At 66.9% G+C, this 15,288-nt stretch carries 12 protein-coding genes; 5 read left to right on the forward strand and 7 right to left on the reverse strand.

Features of this window, described 5'->3' with window-relative positions:
* Positions 1-2: 2 nt before the first annotated feature.
* The 3 genes from SM191_RS01260 to SM191_RS01270 form a co-directional block, all read right to left on the reverse strand.
* The gene (locus SM191_RS01260; RefSeq protein ID WP_267435433.1) at positions 3-272 is read right to left on the reverse strand and encodes a hypothetical protein; all 270 of its coding nucleotides are present in this window, start codon (positions 270-272) and stop codon (positions 3-5) included.
* A 19-nt stretch (positions 273-291) separates the two neighbouring features.
* Complete coding sequence (locus tag SM191_RS01265; protein WP_341504618.1) at positions 292-726, reverse strand: CoA-binding protein; 435 nt, start codon at positions 724-726, stop codon at positions 292-294.
* A gap of 94 nt (positions 727-820) precedes the next feature.
* A complete protein-coding gene (locus tag SM191_RS01270) occupies positions 821-1,771 on the reverse strand; it encodes an Mrp/NBP35 family ATP-binding protein (RefSeq protein WP_341504619.1) in 951 nt (316 codons plus the stop codon).
* A gap of 71 nt (positions 1,772-1,842) precedes the next feature.
* On the opposite strand from SM191_RS01270, the gene hflK reads away from it, so the two are divergent.
* The 5 genes from hflK (at position 1,843) to SM191_RS01295 (ending at position 9,546) form a co-directional block, all read left to right on the forward strand.
* On the forward strand, positions 1,843-2,970 hold the full coding sequence (gene hflK, locus SM191_RS01275) for a protease modulator HflK (protein WP_341504620.1): 1,128 nt from the start codon (positions 1,843-1,845) through the stop codon (positions 2,968-2,970).
* Positions 2,967-3,833: a protease modulator HflC gene (hflC, locus tag SM191_RS01280; RefSeq protein ID WP_267435437.1), complete on the forward strand. Its 867-nt coding sequence runs from the start codon at positions 2,967-2,969 to the stop codon at positions 3,831-3,833. The genes hflK and hflC overlap by 4 nt, the downstream gene beginning before the upstream one ends.
* 108 nt (positions 3,834-3,941) lie before the next feature.
* Entirely contained in the window at positions 3,942-5,471 is a 1,530-nt protein-coding gene (locus SM191_RS01285) for a Do family serine endopeptidase (RefSeq protein WP_306998140.1), read from the forward strand.
* A 114-nt stretch (positions 5,472-5,585) separates the two neighbouring features.
* Complete coding sequence (locus tag SM191_RS01290; protein ID WP_341504621.1) at positions 5,586-7,196, forward strand: helicase HerA-like domain-containing protein; 1,611 nt, start codon at positions 5,586-5,588, stop codon at positions 7,194-7,196.
* Positions 7,197-7,566: 370 nt separating this feature from the next.
* On the forward strand, positions 7,567-9,546 hold the full coding sequence (locus tag SM191_RS01295) for an OPT family oligopeptide transporter (RefSeq protein WP_341504622.1): 1,980 nt from the start codon (positions 7,567-7,569) through the stop codon (positions 9,544-9,546).
* On the opposite strand, the gene SM191_RS01300 is transcribed toward SM191_RS01295, so the two are convergent.
* The 4 genes from SM191_RS01300 to SM191_RS01315 form a co-directional block, all read right to left on the reverse strand.
* Entirely contained in the window at positions 9,521-10,804 is a 1,284-nt protein-coding gene (locus SM191_RS01300) for a glycoside hydrolase family 130 protein (protein WP_306998134.1), read from the reverse strand. The genes SM191_RS01295 and SM191_RS01300 overlap by 26 nt on opposite strands.
* Positions 10,805-10,865: 61 nt before the next feature.
* Positions 10,866-13,145 carry a glycosyltransferase family 4 protein gene (locus SM191_RS01305; RefSeq protein WP_341504623.1) on the reverse strand — a complete coding sequence of 760 codons (2,280 nt, stop codon included), beginning with the start codon at positions 13,143-13,145 and terminating at the stop codon, positions 10,866-10,868.
* Positions 13,146-13,397: 252 nt separating this feature from the next.
* The gene (locus tag SM191_RS01310) at positions 13,398-14,291 is read right to left on the reverse strand and encodes a SurA N-terminal domain-containing protein (RefSeq protein WP_341504624.1); all 894 of its coding nucleotides are present in this window, start codon (positions 14,289-14,291) and stop codon (positions 13,398-13,400) included.
* Positions 14,292-14,490: 199 nt separating this feature from the next.
* A complete protein-coding gene (locus tag SM191_RS01315; protein ID WP_341504625.1) occupies positions 14,491-15,240 on the reverse strand; it encodes a PEPxxWA-CTERM sorting domain-containing protein in 750 nt (249 codons plus the stop codon).
* Positions 15,241-15,288: the final 48 nt, after the last annotated feature.

Genomic DNA, 15,288 nt, shown 5'->3' on the forward strand with positions numbered 1-15,288 from the left:
CGTCAGTCGATCTGAGTGCGGAACAGCGTGCGCGGCTTGCTGCGGCAATATTTGTCGCCGACCACGGCACAGTACGTGCCGTCATTGGCGAAGGCCCGCGCCTTGGAATCGATCGGCGTGCCGTGATCCTGCGCCAGGCGATAGGGTGAAGGCTTCGCCGTGCCCGGACAGGCCCCCGTGGCGCAGGCGGGCGTCAGTCGGGGCAGGGTCATCGCATGGCCGGCATGTCCTTGCGGAGCGGCCAGCATCAACAGGATCGGCACCATCGCCATTCTCCCCTTTGTTATAGTTTCAGTCCTGGCCGACCGGCTCCACACCCAGCCGGGGCAGTTCGATCGCGGGGCAGCGGTTCATCACGACCTTCAGCCCGGCGGCTTCCGCCCGCGCGGCGGCCTCCTCGTTGACGACGCCAAGCTGCATCCAGATCGCCTTGGCCCCGACCGCGATCGCCTCGTCCACGATGGGCCCGACCGCATCGGAGCGGCGGAAGATGTCGACGATGTCGATGGGGTCGCCCAATTGGCCCAGCTCGCGGAAGACGAACTCGCCATGGACATGCTCGCCGGTGATCTGCGGGTTGACCGGGATCACGCGATATCCGTGATCCTGAAGGCGCTTCATCACGCCGTAAGAGGGCCGGTCGGGGCGATCCGAGGCGCCGACCAGCGCGATGGTACGCGCCTCCTGCAACAGAGCGCGGATATCCTCATCATCGGTCAGCGGCATGGACGGTCCCCTTGGCGGACCGCCCCTTCGGCCTGTCGTATCGACGGGGTGCGGACGGTCTATCCCGCTCCAACGCCCCGACGATCCGCCGGTTTCATCCGCGCGAGAGCCAATCCGCCACCGACTTCGCCAGCGGTGCGAAGGTCATGTCCCCCTCCCCCGCCGCCGGCGGCTGTCCCGCATCGGACGCTGTGCGAATCGCGATGGTCAGCGGCACCCGGCCCAGAAACGGAATCCCCAGCTCCGCCGCCGCCGCCTCGGCCCCGCCCGATCCGAACGGGTCGGAATATTCGCCGCAATGCGGACAACGATAGCCTGCCATATTCTCGACCAGCCCGATGATCGGCACGCCCGCCTTGGTGAACAGGTCGATCGCCCGCCGCGCATCGATCAGCGCCAGGTCCTGCGGGGTCGAGACGATCACCGCGCCCGCTGGGCGATGCTTCTGCACCATGGTCAGTTGCACGTCGCCGGTGCCGGGCGGCAGGTCGAGCACCAGCAATTCGGTCGCGCCCCAGTCGCCATCGACAAGCTGGCTGAGCGCCCCCGCCGCCATCGGCCCGCGCCAGGCGATCGCCTTGTCCGGCTCGACCAACTGTCCCATCGAGAGCAACGACACGCCATAGGGCGTGGGCACGGGTTGCAGCTTGCCGTCCTGCGCGACGGGCTTCACCCCCTCGGCGGCCATCAGGCGCGGCTGCGAGGGACCATAGATATCCGCATCGACCAGCCCGGTCCTGATCCCCCCCCGCGCCAGCGCGATGGCGAGATTGGCGGACAGGGTGGACTTGCCCACCCCGCCCTTGCCGCTGGCGACCGCGATGATCCGGCGCTCGCGCTTCTCGGCGGTCAGGACGACGCGGACGTCCTCGGCCCCCGACTGGATCGCGGCGGCCTTCACCTCGTCCTCCAGCGCCTGTCGGCCCGCGCCGTCGAGCCCCGTGGTGTCGAGGACGACGCCCGCCCGCGCGCCCTCCATCCGCACATTCGCGCGCTTGCCCGCCACCGCGGCCACCGCCGCCTTTACCGTCTCGATGATGCTCATGGCCGCCAGATAGGATGCGATACGCGGCTTGGCACTGTTTTTGTCGGCGAACCGTTCCTATAACGATGAGCATGAGAAAGCTGACGGGCCGGTTTCAACGCCCCCCCAATCTAGCCGCCGAAACGCCGAAGGGCCCCTGGGGCGGGTCCGGCGAGGACTCCGATGGTGGCCCCCGCAACCCCTGGGCGGTGCCGCCGGGTGGCCGCAAGGCACCGGGCAAGCCCACCGCGCTGGATGAATTCATCCGCAAGGCGCGCGGCGCCGGCGGCGGCGGTCCGGGCGAAGGCCCCGGCGGCACGGGGGGCGGCTTCGGCGGCATTCCGGGCGCGCCCGGCGGCCGGACGCTCTGGGCGATAGGCGCGGCGATCCTGTTCGGCATCTGGGTGCTCTATACCTCGATCCACCCGATCGGCCCGCAGCAACGCGGCGTCGTCACCTATTTCGGTCGCTATACCGGCATATTGGAACCGGGCATCCAGTTCACGGCCCCCGCCCCCATCGCCAGCGTCCGCGTGCTGGACGTGCAGAAGATCCGTACCGAGAATTTCCCCGAAGGCTCGGACGCGAATCTGGTCCTGACCGGGGACCAGAACATCATCGACCTGACCTATTCGGTGCGTTGGGACATCGCCAATCCGCGCGACTACGCCTTCCGCCTCGCCCAGCCGCAGGAAACCGTCCGCGCCGCCGCCGAAAGCGCGATGCGCGCGGTGATCGCGGAGACGACACTGGACCAGGCACTGGGTTCGGGCCGCACCGGCATAGAGCAGCGCGTGCAGGAGATGACCCAGGCGATCCTGAACGAGTATCGCTCGGGCGTTCGTATCCAGGGCGTGGCGATCAAGCAGGCCGCCCCGCCGCAGCAGATCGTCGACGACTTCAACAAGGTGACGGCGGCGCAGCAGCGTGCGGTCGCCGATGTGAACCAGGCCCGCTCCTATGCGCAGCAGGTGATCGCGCGCGCCCAGGGTGAGGCGGCGCAGTTCGACAAGATGTACGAGCAATATCGCCTCGCCCCCGAAGTGACCCGCCGCCGCATGTATTACGAGACCATGGAGGCCGTGCTGGCCAAGTCCGACAAGACCATCGTCGAGGCACCGGGCGTCGTCCCCTATCTGCCGCTGTCCAAGGCGCGGCCGACACCGCCGCCGCCCGAAGTCGCGACGCCCACTCCTGCGAATCAGGGAGGTGGCCAGTGAACGGCCTGACCCTTCGCAACCCGATCGTACTGGGTGTCGCCCTGCTGGTCGCGGTGATCGTCGCGGCGGCGACCTTCGCCATCGTGCCCGAGACCAAGCAGGCGGTTATCTATCGCTTTGAACAGCCCCGGCGGATCGTCAACGGCTATCGCCCGAACGAGGAACTGGGGGCGAGCGGCGCCGGGTTGATCGCACGCATTCCGTTCGTCGACCGGATCGTCTGGGTCGACAAGCGGGTGCTCGACCTCGATCTGGAAAAGACCCAGGTCCTGTCGACCGATCAGCTCCGCATGAATGTCGATGCCTTCGCACGCTTCCGCGTGGTCGATCCGCGCCGGATGCTGGCGACGGCGGGCACCGTCGACGGCGTCGTCAACCAGCTTCGCCCGATCTTCGGCTCGGCGCTGCGCAACGAACTGGGCAAGCGCCGCTCGACCGAATTGCTCAGCCCGGAGCGCGGCCAGGTGATGGACGCGATCCAGGTGCGACTCGACCGAATCGCCCGGCAGTATGGCGTGCAGATCGTCGATGTCCGGATCAAGGAGGCCGAATTGCCACCGGGCACCCCGCTGGAAAGCGCGCTCGCCCGGATGCAGACCGCGCGTCAGCAGGAGGCGATCACCATCGCCGCGCAGGGGCAAAAGCAGGCGCAGATCGTCCGCGCCGACGCCGATGCGCAGGCCGCGCAGATCTATGCCCAAGCCTTTGGCAAGGATGCAGGTTTCTATGATTTCTATCGCGCCATGCAGTCCTATCGCCATACCTTCGGCGCGGACGGCAGCACGCAGGAACATGGCAACACCCAGATCATTCTGTCGCCCGAGAACAGCTATCTGAAGGAATTCACCGCGCCGGGTCGATAAGGATTTATACACCTTTCGACCTGTTCATATTCAAGCGTTGTTCAGCAAAATCGTGACATATAGGCCACGGTCAAACTGAATTTTCTTCATTGAGAGGACCTTAGCCCAGTGCGCTACGCCTACGCCATTACCAGTGCGCTCCTCCTCGGTGGTGCGACCGCGACCCTGGCCCTCCAGCCGGGCACCGCGCAGGTCGCGCAGAACGAGCCGGGCGCGATCCAGGCCGTCGCGCCCCGCGCCGGTGCGCCGATGAGCTTTGCCGACATGGTCGCCAAGCTCCAGCCCGCCGTCGTCAACATCTCCACCAAACAGTCGATCACCGTGAAGCAGCAGGCGAACCCGTTCGCCGGTACGCCGTTCGAGGGCTTTTTCGGCCAGTTCGGCGGCCAGGGCGGACCGCAGCCGCAGAAGCGCGAGGGCGCGTCGCTGGGTTCGGGCTTCCTGATCTCGCCCGACGGGTACATCGTCACCAACAACCATGTGATCGCGCCGGGGGCGGCGGGGGCGTCGGTCGATTCGATCACCGTCACGCTCAACGACCGCAAGGAATATACCGCCAAGGTCGTGGGCCGCGACGAAACCTCGGACCTCGCGGTCCTGAAGATCGACGGCAAGAACCTGCCCTTCGTCCGCTTCGGCGATTCGTCGCGGGCACGGCCCGGCGACTGGGTGCTGGCGATCGGCCAGCCCTTCGGCCTGTCGAGCACCGTGACCGCCGGTATCGTCTCGGCCGTGCACCGCGTGACCGGGCAGGGCGGCGCGAACGACCGCTTCATCCAGACCGACGCCGCGATCAACCAGGGCAATTCGGGCGGCCCGATGTTCGACATGAACGGCAACGTCATCGGCATCAACAGCCAGATCTATTCGCAGTCGGGCGGCAATATCGGCATCGGCTTCGCCATCCCGGCGGAGGACGCCAAGCCGATCATCGACCGGCTGATGAAGGGCCAGAAGATCGAGCGCGGCTATCTGGGCGTGCAGATCGGCGGCCCGGTCAATGACGATGTCGCGGCCTCGCTGGGCGTGCCCAAGGGCCAGGGCGAGATCATCGCCAAGGTCGAGCCGGACGGTCCCGCCGCCAAGGCCGGCCTGAAGGCCTTCGACGTGGTCACCAAGGTCAACGGCCAGGCGGTGACGCCCGAGCAGACCCTGTCCTATCTGATCGCCAATGTCCCGCCGGGTGGTCGTGTCCAGCTCGACGTGTTGCGCGGTGGCAAGCCGATGTCGCTGACCGCGACAGCCGCGACCCGTCCGTCGAATGACGAACTGCGCGCGACGATGGGCGACGGTTCGGACGCCTTCCCCGATAATGACGACGACGCGCAGGCCGCCCCCACGGCGGGCGGCGGGCTGGGCCTGTCGGTGCAGGCGCTGACCCCCGCGATCGCCCGCGCGATCAACGTCGATCCGACGACTCAAGGCGTGGTGATCGCGGCGGTCGATCCGTCGAGCGATGCGGCGTCCAAGCTGAAGCGCGGTGATGTCATCACCGCGATCAACGGCACCGCCATCCGCAGCGCCGCCGATATCCAGCGGATCGTGACCGAGGCCAAGTCGGCGGGTCGTCCGCAGGTGCTGGCCCAGATCACGCGCGGTCGCATCGCGGGTGCCCTGATCCCGCTGCGCATCAAGTAGCACCCGTCTTTTCCCTCCCTCATCATGGGAGGGCGGGGAAAAAGGCCGTCGCATCTCGATGATGCGGCGGCCTTTTCCTATTCCCGTCGCCCAACAGCGCGATAAGATGCGGGCATGGACGGCATCTTCATCGGCATGGGCGGCGGCAAGCCGCAGACGATCGACCTCAAGCGCGCGAACCGGCACGGCCTGATCGCGGGTGCGACCGGCACCGGCAAGACGGTGACGCTCCAGACGATGGTCGAGGGTTTCTCTCGCGCCGGGGTGCCCAGCTTCGTCGCGGACGTGAAGGGCGACCTGTCCGGCCTGGGCATGGCGGGATCGGCGATGGGCAAGACCCATGCCGCCTTCACCGCTCGCGCCGCCGAGTTGGGCATGACCGACTGGACCTATGACGCCGCGCCCGTGCAGTTCTGGGACCTGTTCGGTCGCCAAGGCCACCCGGTCCGCGCCACCGTGTCGGAGATGGGGCCCCTGCTCCTCGCCCGGATGATGGGCCTGAACGAGACGCAAGAGGGGGTGCTGACCATCGCCTTCCATCTCGCGGACAAGGAAGGGTTGCTGCTCCTCGACCTGGACGATCTCCAGGCGATGCTGGCCGAATGCGCCGCGCGGGCCGAGGAACTCACCACCACCTATGGCAATGTGTCCAAACAGTCGGTCGGCGCGATCCAGCGCGCGTTGCTCCAGTTGCGCACGCAAGGTGCCGAGCATTTCTTCGGCGAACCGGCGCTGGAACTGGCCGACCTGATCGCCACCGATGATTCGGGGCGCGGCGTCGTCAACATCCTGGCCGCCGACCAGTTGATGGCGAGCCCCAAGCTCTATGCCACCTTCCTCCTCTGGCTGTTGTCCGAACTGTTCGAGCAACTTCCGGAGATCGGCGACCCGGACAAGCCGAAACTCGTCTTCTTCTTCGATGAAGCGCATCTGCTGTTCGACGATGCCGGACCCGCGCTGGTCGACACGATCGAGCGCGTCGTGCGGCTGATCCGGTCCAAGGGCGTCGGCGTCTATTTCATCACCCAGAACCCCATCGACGTGCCCGACAAGATCGCCGGGCAACTGGGCAACCGGGTGCAGCACGCCCTGCGCGCCTTCACCCCGCGCGATCAGGCGGCGGTGCGCTCGGCGGCGGAAACCTTCCGGGCCAATCCCGGCGTCGACGTGGCGAGCGCGATCACCGAGTTGAAGGTCGGCGAGGCTTTGGTCTCGCTGCTCCAGCCCGACGGTTCCCCCTCGCCAGTCGAGCGCACGATGATCGCGCCACCCCGCAGCCGGGTCGGCCCTGCGACGCCGGAGGAGCGCAAGGTGCTGGTCGAGACGGATGCGGTCGGCACGAAATACGATCAGGCGATCGATCGCGAATCGGCCGAGGAACTGCTCGCCGCCAAGACGCAGGAAGCCGCCGCCGCTGCCGCCGAAGCCAAGGCGGCGACCGAGGCGGACAAACAGGCGGCGCAACAAGCCAAGGCCGATGCCAGGGCGGCGAAGGACGCCGAACGCGCGCGGATCGCGGAACAGCGCGAGGCGGCGAACTCGCCCTGGGCCAAGATGGCGACCAGCGCGGCGCGATCGGCCAGTTCCTCGATCGGACGACAGGTGGCGAACGAGATCGGCAAGCAGGTGTTCGGTGGCGGCGCGCGGCGGCGGTCGAACGGCGCCGGCGGCGGGATCGTCGGCGCCGTGGTGCGGGGGGTGCTGGGGAATTTGTTCCGGGGGTAATTTCCCCTCCTCCGTTCAGCCTGAGCAAAGTCCAAGGCCACAGGATTGGGTTTTTGCAAGCCATCGCGCGCGCTTGGCGAGAATCGAGGTCCAAGTGCCACCCAGTTGGGAGTATGCGGTAAGATGAGCGCGTGGCTTCGGTATCCCGCCATCGATAATGCACTGCAACGGGGGCCCGGCCTTCGCCGGGGTGGCGTGATGGAGGCAGACAGATCTCGTGGCCTTCGACTTCGCTCAGGCCGAACGGAGGTGGGGGGGGTAGGAAGATACCTCGCCCGTTCGCGCCGAGCGAAGTCGAAGCGCACGTTCCCCGCTCACCCCCATATGGAAACGCTAGGCGAGCGCGCCGCACTCTGCCACATCTGCGGGCATGAGCCGTACTCCGACCGCTACCACCCCGCCGATCGCCGAACTCACCCTTCGCGGGATCGCACTGGGCGGGATCATCACCCTGTTGTTCACCGCTGCCAACGTCTATCTGGGGCTCAAGGTCGGGCTGACCTTCGCCACGTCGATCCCGGCGGCGGTCATCTCGATGGCGATCCTGCGCTATCTGCCCAACAGTTCGGTGCTGGAGAACAACATCGTCCAGACGGTCGCCTCGGCGGCGGGGACGCTGGCGGCGATCATCTTCGTGCTGCCCGGCCTGGTCATGATCGGCTGGTGGCAGGGTTTCCCCTATCTGCTGACCGCCGGGATTACCGCGACCGGGGGCATATTGGGGGTGATGTTCTCGGTGCCGCTGCGCCGCGCGCTGGTGGTCGACACCAACCTCCCCTATCCCGAAGGCCGCGCCGCCGCCGAGGTGTTGAAGGTCGGTGCAGGCAGCCGTGAGGGCGAGGCGGAGAGCGCGACCGGCCTGCGCCTGATCGTCGTCAACGCCATCGCCTCGGCCGGGTTTGCCATACTCACCCAGACCAAGCTGGCCGTATCGGAAGCGGCGATCTTCTTCCGAACCGGCGCGGGGGCGACGGGGATTGCGGGCGGGCTGTCCTTCGCGCTGGTCGGGGTCGGGCATCTGGTCGGCCTGTCGGTCGGCCTCGCCATGCTGGTCGGGATCGCGATCGGCTGGTGGGTGGCGCTGCCCATCCTGACCGCGATGGCACCCTCGGCGGGACCGGTCGCCGAGTGGGCAGGCGGCGTGTTCAGTCGCGACGTACGCTTCCTGGGCGCGGGCGTGATCGGGGTGGCGGCGATCTGGACGCTCATCAAGATCATCGGGCCGGTGATCGGCGGCATCCGCTCTTCGCTCGCCGCCGCCTCCGCCAAGCGGGACGGCGCGGTGCTGGCGGTGGGCGAGCGTGACCTGCCGATCGGGATCGTCGCGGCGGTCGCGCTGGCGACGCTGGTGCCGATCGCGGGGCTGCTCTGGTCGGTGATCGCGGGTGGGCCGCTGGCGGCGTCGGGCTTCGCGTTGATCGGCGGAGCGCTGTTGTTCATCCTGCTCATCGGCCTCGTGATCGCCGCCGTCTGCGGATACATGGCGGGCCTGATCGGCGCGTCGAACAGCCCGGTGTCCGGGATCGGCATCCTGTCCGTCCTCGCCGCCGCGCTGTTGCTGGTCGGATTGTTCGGGCGCGGCACCTCGCCCGATACGACACAGGCGCTGGTCGCCTATGCCCTGATCGTCACCGGCATCGTGTTCGGCGTGGCGACCATCTCCAACGACAATCTCCAGGATCTGAAGACCGGCGAACTGGTCGGCGCGACGCCGTGGAAGCAGCAGGTGGCCTTGGTCATCGGCGTCGTCTTCGGCAGCCTGGTGATCCCGCCGGTGCTCGACCTGCTCAACGCGACTTTGGGTTTCGCCGGTACGCCGGGGGCTGGCCCGAACGCCCTGTCCGCCCCGCAGGCGGCGTTGATCTCGGCGCTGGCCAAGGGTGTGCTGGGCGGCGACCTCAACTGGGGGATGATCGGGATCGGGGCGCTGGTCGGTGTCGGCGTGATCGTGGCGGACGAAGTGCTGGGCAGGCTCGGCTGGATTCGCCTGCCGCCGCTGGGCGTGGGGCTGGGCATCTATCTGCCGATGACGGCGACGCTGCCGGTCGTGCTAGGGGCGGCGATCGGCCATGTCTATGACCGCTGGGCCCGCCGCAGCGGCAATCCCGAAGCCGCCGAGCGGCTGGGCGTGCTGGCGGCGACCGGCATGATCGTGGGCGAAAGCCTGTGGGGCGTGGGCTTTGCGGGGATCGTCTACCTGACCAACTCGGACGCGCCGCTGGCGCTGGTCGGCGACGGGTTCGCGACCCCGGCGCTGGTCGGGGGGACGCTGGTGTTCCTGGGGATCGTGGCGGCGCTGTATCGCTACACGCGCCGCCGGGTGATCACATTGCCGCCAGCAACTCGCTGATCTTCACGAAGGCGAAGCCGATCGAACTGTCCGCGATGCCATAGGGCAGGAACAGCGAATCGCCGTGCCGGATCGCACCGCAGGAATAGACGACGTTGGGCACATAGCCCTCGCGATCCTGATCCTTGGCGGCCAGGATCGGCTGCTTCGTCCGGCCCAGCACCTTGGAAGGATCGTCCTTGTCGAGCAGCGCGGCGCCGATCGAATATTTGCGCATCGCGCCGACACCGTGCGTCAGCAGCAGCCAGCCCTCGTCCGTCTCGATGGGCGGGCCGCAATTGCCGATCTGCACCAGCTCCCACGGATAGACGGGGGTCAGGATCTTCGCCCCTTCGTCCCAGTGCGTCAGCGAGTCCGACTTGAGCAGGAACAGATTCTCGCCGTCCTGCCGCCCGATCATCATATACTGCCCGCCGACCTTGCGCGGGAACAGCGCCATGCCCTTGTTGCGCGCGGCTGAGCCCGTCATCGGCACCAGGTCGAACGCGCGGAAGTCGCGGGTGCGCATCAGTTCCGACTGGATGCCCGAGCCGTCATAGGCGGTGTAGGTGCCGATCCATTCCACCGCGCCGTCGTCATGCGTGAACTGGACGATGCGCATATCCTCCAGCCCCTTGGACTGGGCGCGGGTGATCGGGAAGATGACCGTGCCCGACAGGGTCGAGTCGCGGTGGCGGTGCACGGTGATCGGGCCGCTCGGCGCATGTTCCTCGCCCCAGCCATGCACGTCGGTGGCGGTGGCGAAGGGCGGCTCGGGCGCGAGGCGAAGCTGGTTCTGGTCGTTGATGATGCCTTCGCGGAAGGCGACCGAGGAAATATGCCCCTCACCCACCGCGCGCATCGACATCAGGATACGCTGCGACCCCGGCTGGATGCCGGTCTGGTCGAAATGCGGCACCGCCGAGGGGTTCATCAGCGCGGCGGCGGCATAGCTGTATTCGTGGCAGAAATAGGCGCCGATCAACTGCCGCTTCTCGTCGCTGATCTTCGCCCCGTCGAGCTTCAACAGATCCTCGATCTGGTCGTAGCGGGTCATGAAGACGCGTCGCGTCTGCCAGTGCCGGGCCTCGAAATCCTTCAGCACGGTTTCCAACTGGTCGCGCGCTTCCTGCGGCGTCATCGCCAGCACTTCGCCGACCAGCCGTTCGGTCCGGCTGGGCGGTGCGCCGTTGCCGCCGCCCCATGCGATATGGAAGGGCCGCACCACGACGCGCGAAGGATCGGCATGAAGCCGCAGCCGGTGGTTGAACAGATCCATCGCGCTACCGTCTCGCCATCTTACCAAAAACGCTCATCCCATCCCCCCATGCGACAGCGCATCAGGCGATGTGACGATCGGCTCCTGCCATGGATGAGGCGGATTGGCAAAGGCTTGCGATAGCGCAATTGGCCAGTTGCAGCGCCAGGATCGATTCGGCGCCCTGGTTGCGGTTGAGCCCGGTCGGCATCAGCCCGTCGAAACAGCCGCCGTCACTGGCGGTGGCCAGCGGCAGGTCGAGGTCGTTCATGCCCAGAAACCAGCCATAGGCCCGCTCGCCCTCCGCGATCCAGCGCGGGTCGTGGGTCGCGAGATAGGCCGAATGGCACGCCTCCACGGTCGCCTGCGCCTCCAGCGGCTGCTGGTCGAATTGCAGCGGCTCGGCATAGGGACGGCCGAAACTCTCGCTGCCCACCGCGCGGAAGCGGCCCTCGGGCGAGGTCTGCTTGCCGACGATCCAGTCGAGCGTGGAAATGCCGCAATCGATCAGGTCCTGCCGCCCCAGCGCACGCCCCGCCTCGATCAGCGCCTGGGGCACGCGGGCATTGTCATAGGCGAGCACGATCTCGAACCACTGCCATTCGGGGCGCCGCGCTTCTTCGAGCAGGGCGAGGTGCAGGTCGGGCATCTTCTCCAGGATCGAGCGCGCCAATTGGTGCCCCGGCCGCGCCTCCAGCATCGCGGCGGCCCCGAGCATCGCAAAGGCCTGCGCGCGCAACGAACCCAGGTCCAGCGCCAGCGATGCGGTGGCGTCGAACCACATCTGCGCCCAGTCGCGATGCTTGGACTGTTGCGCGTCGCGCGCGGTCACGCCCAGTGCCCAGAGGGTGCGCCCGTTGGAATCCTCCGATCCCACATCCTCGCACCAGCTCCGGTCGAAGCGCATGAAGTTGCGATAGCGCCGCGCCTCCGGGTTCCAGGCATATTGCAGGAACGAGGCGTAGATGGTCGTCCACTTGTCGCGCGTGACAGGATCTATATCCGGCGCCTGCGTCATGAAGATCAGCGCACGGGCATTGTCGTCGATGCAATAGCCGTGGCGACGGTCGGGCACCGAATAGATGGCGTGCTGCAACATGCCGGTCGAATCACTCATCCGCTCCACAGCGGACAGATCGGGGGCAAGTGGCTTGATCGCGCTGGACGCGCCCGACGTGCCCGTCGCGATCCGCCGCGGGCGGGTGGTGATCGCGGTGCCGATCAGCTTGATCGCGCCTTCCGCCAGACGCGGCCAGATCATCGTGCGGCCGCGCGCATAGGCGCGGCTCGACAAATGGTCGCGCGCCGCCTGGTCGCTCAGCAACCGGTCGATTTCGCGGGCGAAGGCACCGACATCGCCGAAGGGCACCAGCACGCCATGCTCGTCGGCCAGGATCTCGGTCGCATGGACATAAGGGGTGGAGATCACCGCCTTGCCCACGCCGATCGCATAGGACAGCGTCCCGCTCGTGATCTGGGCGGGGTTGGAATAGGGGGTGGCGTAGATATCCGCCGCCTGGAGATAGTCGAGCAGTTCGTCATGCTCGACGAACGCATCGACGAACGCGACATTGTCCGACACGCCCCGCGCTGCGGCCAGCGCCTTCAGCCGGTCGCGATACGCCTCGCCCTCATGCGCGATCAGGTTGGGATGGGTCGCGCCCAGCACGACATAGAGCAGTTCCGGGTGATGCGCGGCGACGGCGGGCAACGCCTCGATAATCGTCTCGATCCCCTTGTTGGGCGCGAGCAGGCCGAAGGTCAGCACGACCTTGCGCCCTTCCCAGCCGAAACGCGGCTTCAGCGCCTCGGGCGACATCAGGGCGCGGTCGGGCACGCCGTGCGGGATCATCGCGATCTGGCGCGGATCCGCGCCATAGACGCGCTGGAGGATATCACGGCCCTTGTCAGCCATGACGATGATCTTGGCACAGCGACGGAGCAGCCCCTCCATCACCCGACGCTCGTCGGCGGAAGGCTTTTCGAGAATGGTGTGCAACGTCGCGATCACCGGCAGGGTGGTGCGATCGAGCAGCGCCAGCAGATGCTCGCCCGCCGCGCCGCCATAGATGCCATATTCATGCTGGACCCAGATGGCCTGCGCCCCGCTGGCATCGATGCGGCGTGCCATGTCGATATAGGCGCCGCGATCGTTCTGCGGGACGGCGGCGGTCACCGCAGGGGGATAGGCATAGCGTCCGGGATGGTCATCCATCGCATAGACATCGACCGAAAGTTCGGGAAATCGGTCGCGAAGCGCGGAATAGACGTCGGTGGTGAAGGTGGCGAGCCCACATTGCCGGGGCAGAAAGTTTCCGATCAGCGCCAATCGTTCGATCACGGTTCCGTTCGCATCCACCATTTCGCTTGTCCTTGCAGGCGCGAGGGTTGGCGGCGACCCGCACTTCCCCTCTCGTACACGGTTAACACGCGGTCGGCACGATGGTTGCAGCGCGTGTTACATTTTCGCTGCACTGCAACTTTGGAACGGGACCGGTCGACGCCAGGGCGGGGCCGGTGGTGGAGTCGCCGGGTCTGAAATGGTCGGCACGATGCCCGATGACCCCGTATCCGGGTCCGAACAACATCATGCCTCGGCTCGGCGCTCCGGGGGTCAGTGGGGCACGCCAGAGGTTGCGGTTGCTGCGTCGGACCTATGCTCGGTCGCATCCTGGATCGCCTTGCTGGCAGTGGAGGACCTGCCGTCCGGCGTATAGCCCGGCTGATAAGTGATGGCGGCGTCCTTGCGGGCCTTTTGCAGCGTCTGTCCCATGGCGTCGGCAATCGACTTGCGCCGCAGAATCTCCGCCGCAAGCCCACGCGCCACATCGCCACTCACCGGCGTCGGCAGACGCTGGATAATGGCGTTCGCGGTATAGAATCCCTTATAGGGCAACAAGATAGGATCGACCAAAGGCTGTTTGGCGACCTGGCTCGCGATGGCCGGATCCAGAAAGGCGGTGTCGATCAGGACGTGATCGCGGGTAAAGGGTATCGCGCTCCGGCTCAGCCCATCGGCCAGCGCATCCAGCGTCCTGAACTGACCAAGCGACAATAACGCCTGGGTGCTGGCCGGTTGCGCGAAGCGGATCTGGTCGACGTAGAATTTCTGACGCTGCGCGAATTCGAAGGGATGGGCGGCGATATAGCGGTCGGTCGCCTGGACGGTCGGCGCCGCCACGGTGTCGGCAAGCTTTTTCGCCAGCATCTCGACCAGCAGCTTCTGCTCCTGACGCTCCCGCTGCGCTGCGAATTCGGGGGACTTGTCGAGGCCCATTTCTCGCGCGGACTCCGCCAGCAGGGCGCGATCGACCAGTTGTGGCAGGATCGTCTTGCGATACGCCAGCCGGTCGACGTTCGGCGGCGCATCCGTCAGTTCGGCGTCCAGCGCCTGGGTGGTAATGCCCTGTCCGTCGACCTTGGCCACCGTCTGGCCCTCGGGCTTGGATTGGCAACCCGACAATGCCACCATCGCCAGAGCCGCGGCCTTCAAAAGCAGATGTCTCACGCGCACCGACTCCGTTCTTCCTATCGCCTCCGCCCGTGCGGAGGTCATCGAGCCGAGATTCCGGCCCGCCTTCCCTATCCGGGAAGCCGTTGCCATGTGCTTGCGGGTCGGAATCCCAAAAAACCCCAAAAAACGACCGGCCGCACGATGCGCGGCCGGTCCATTCGCTGCCACCGCCCCAATGCGGCGGGTGGGAGGCTCAGGCGATCGTCATGGCCGGCGCACCGCCGCGCCGACGCTGGACATAGCCGACCAGCGCCAGGCCCAGCAGCATCATCGCCCAGGTCGCAGGTTCCGGCACGGCGGTCGGGTTCGAGACGGGCACGGAGCCAGCGCCATAGCCGGTGCCGCCCGCGAACGTCGCGACACTGACGCCGACGCCCGTGGTCGGATCGATGCTGAGGATATTATTGTCCTTCACGCCGAACAACCCGTCGGCCGTGGCCGCCAATCCGAACACGTCCGTGGTCCCGCCGATCAGGCGGGCCGCGCCGGTGATCGTATCGACCGTCGCAAGCCCGAGATTGCTGGCGAGGTACAATTGACCCTTGAAGAAGGCGAGATCGCCCGCCGATTGGATGCCCATCGCGCCGACAAGGCTCGTCTGGCCGTTGGTCGGATCGATCTTGTAGAGAGCGTCGCTGCCCGAGCCGAACAGCGTCCCGTCGGCGCCGAAAACCAGGCCGTTCACGAAGCCGCCGAGCGAACCCAGCACCGTGGTCGCGCCGGAAGTCGGCGAAATCTTGAACAGCGTCCCGCCATTCACGCCGAGCAGATCGCCGCCGGAACTCAACGCGATATCGAACATCACGCGACCGGTGTTGCTGATCACCGTGCTGCCCTTCGTCACCGTGTCATAGGAGATAAGGTTGCCGTTCGAGTCATTGATGAGAATGGTGGGGTTGGCATTGGCCGCACCCGCAGCCCCCAACCCGATCAACACAGACACTAAGACTGCGAAATACTTGAATATCTTCTTCACTGCCCCGCCTCCATC

It is taken from the genome of Sphingomonas sp. 2378, from assembly GCF_038084995.1.
In the GTDB taxonomy this organism is placed as follows: domain Bacteria; phylum Pseudomonadota; class Alphaproteobacteria; order Sphingomonadales; family Sphingomonadaceae; genus Sphingomonas.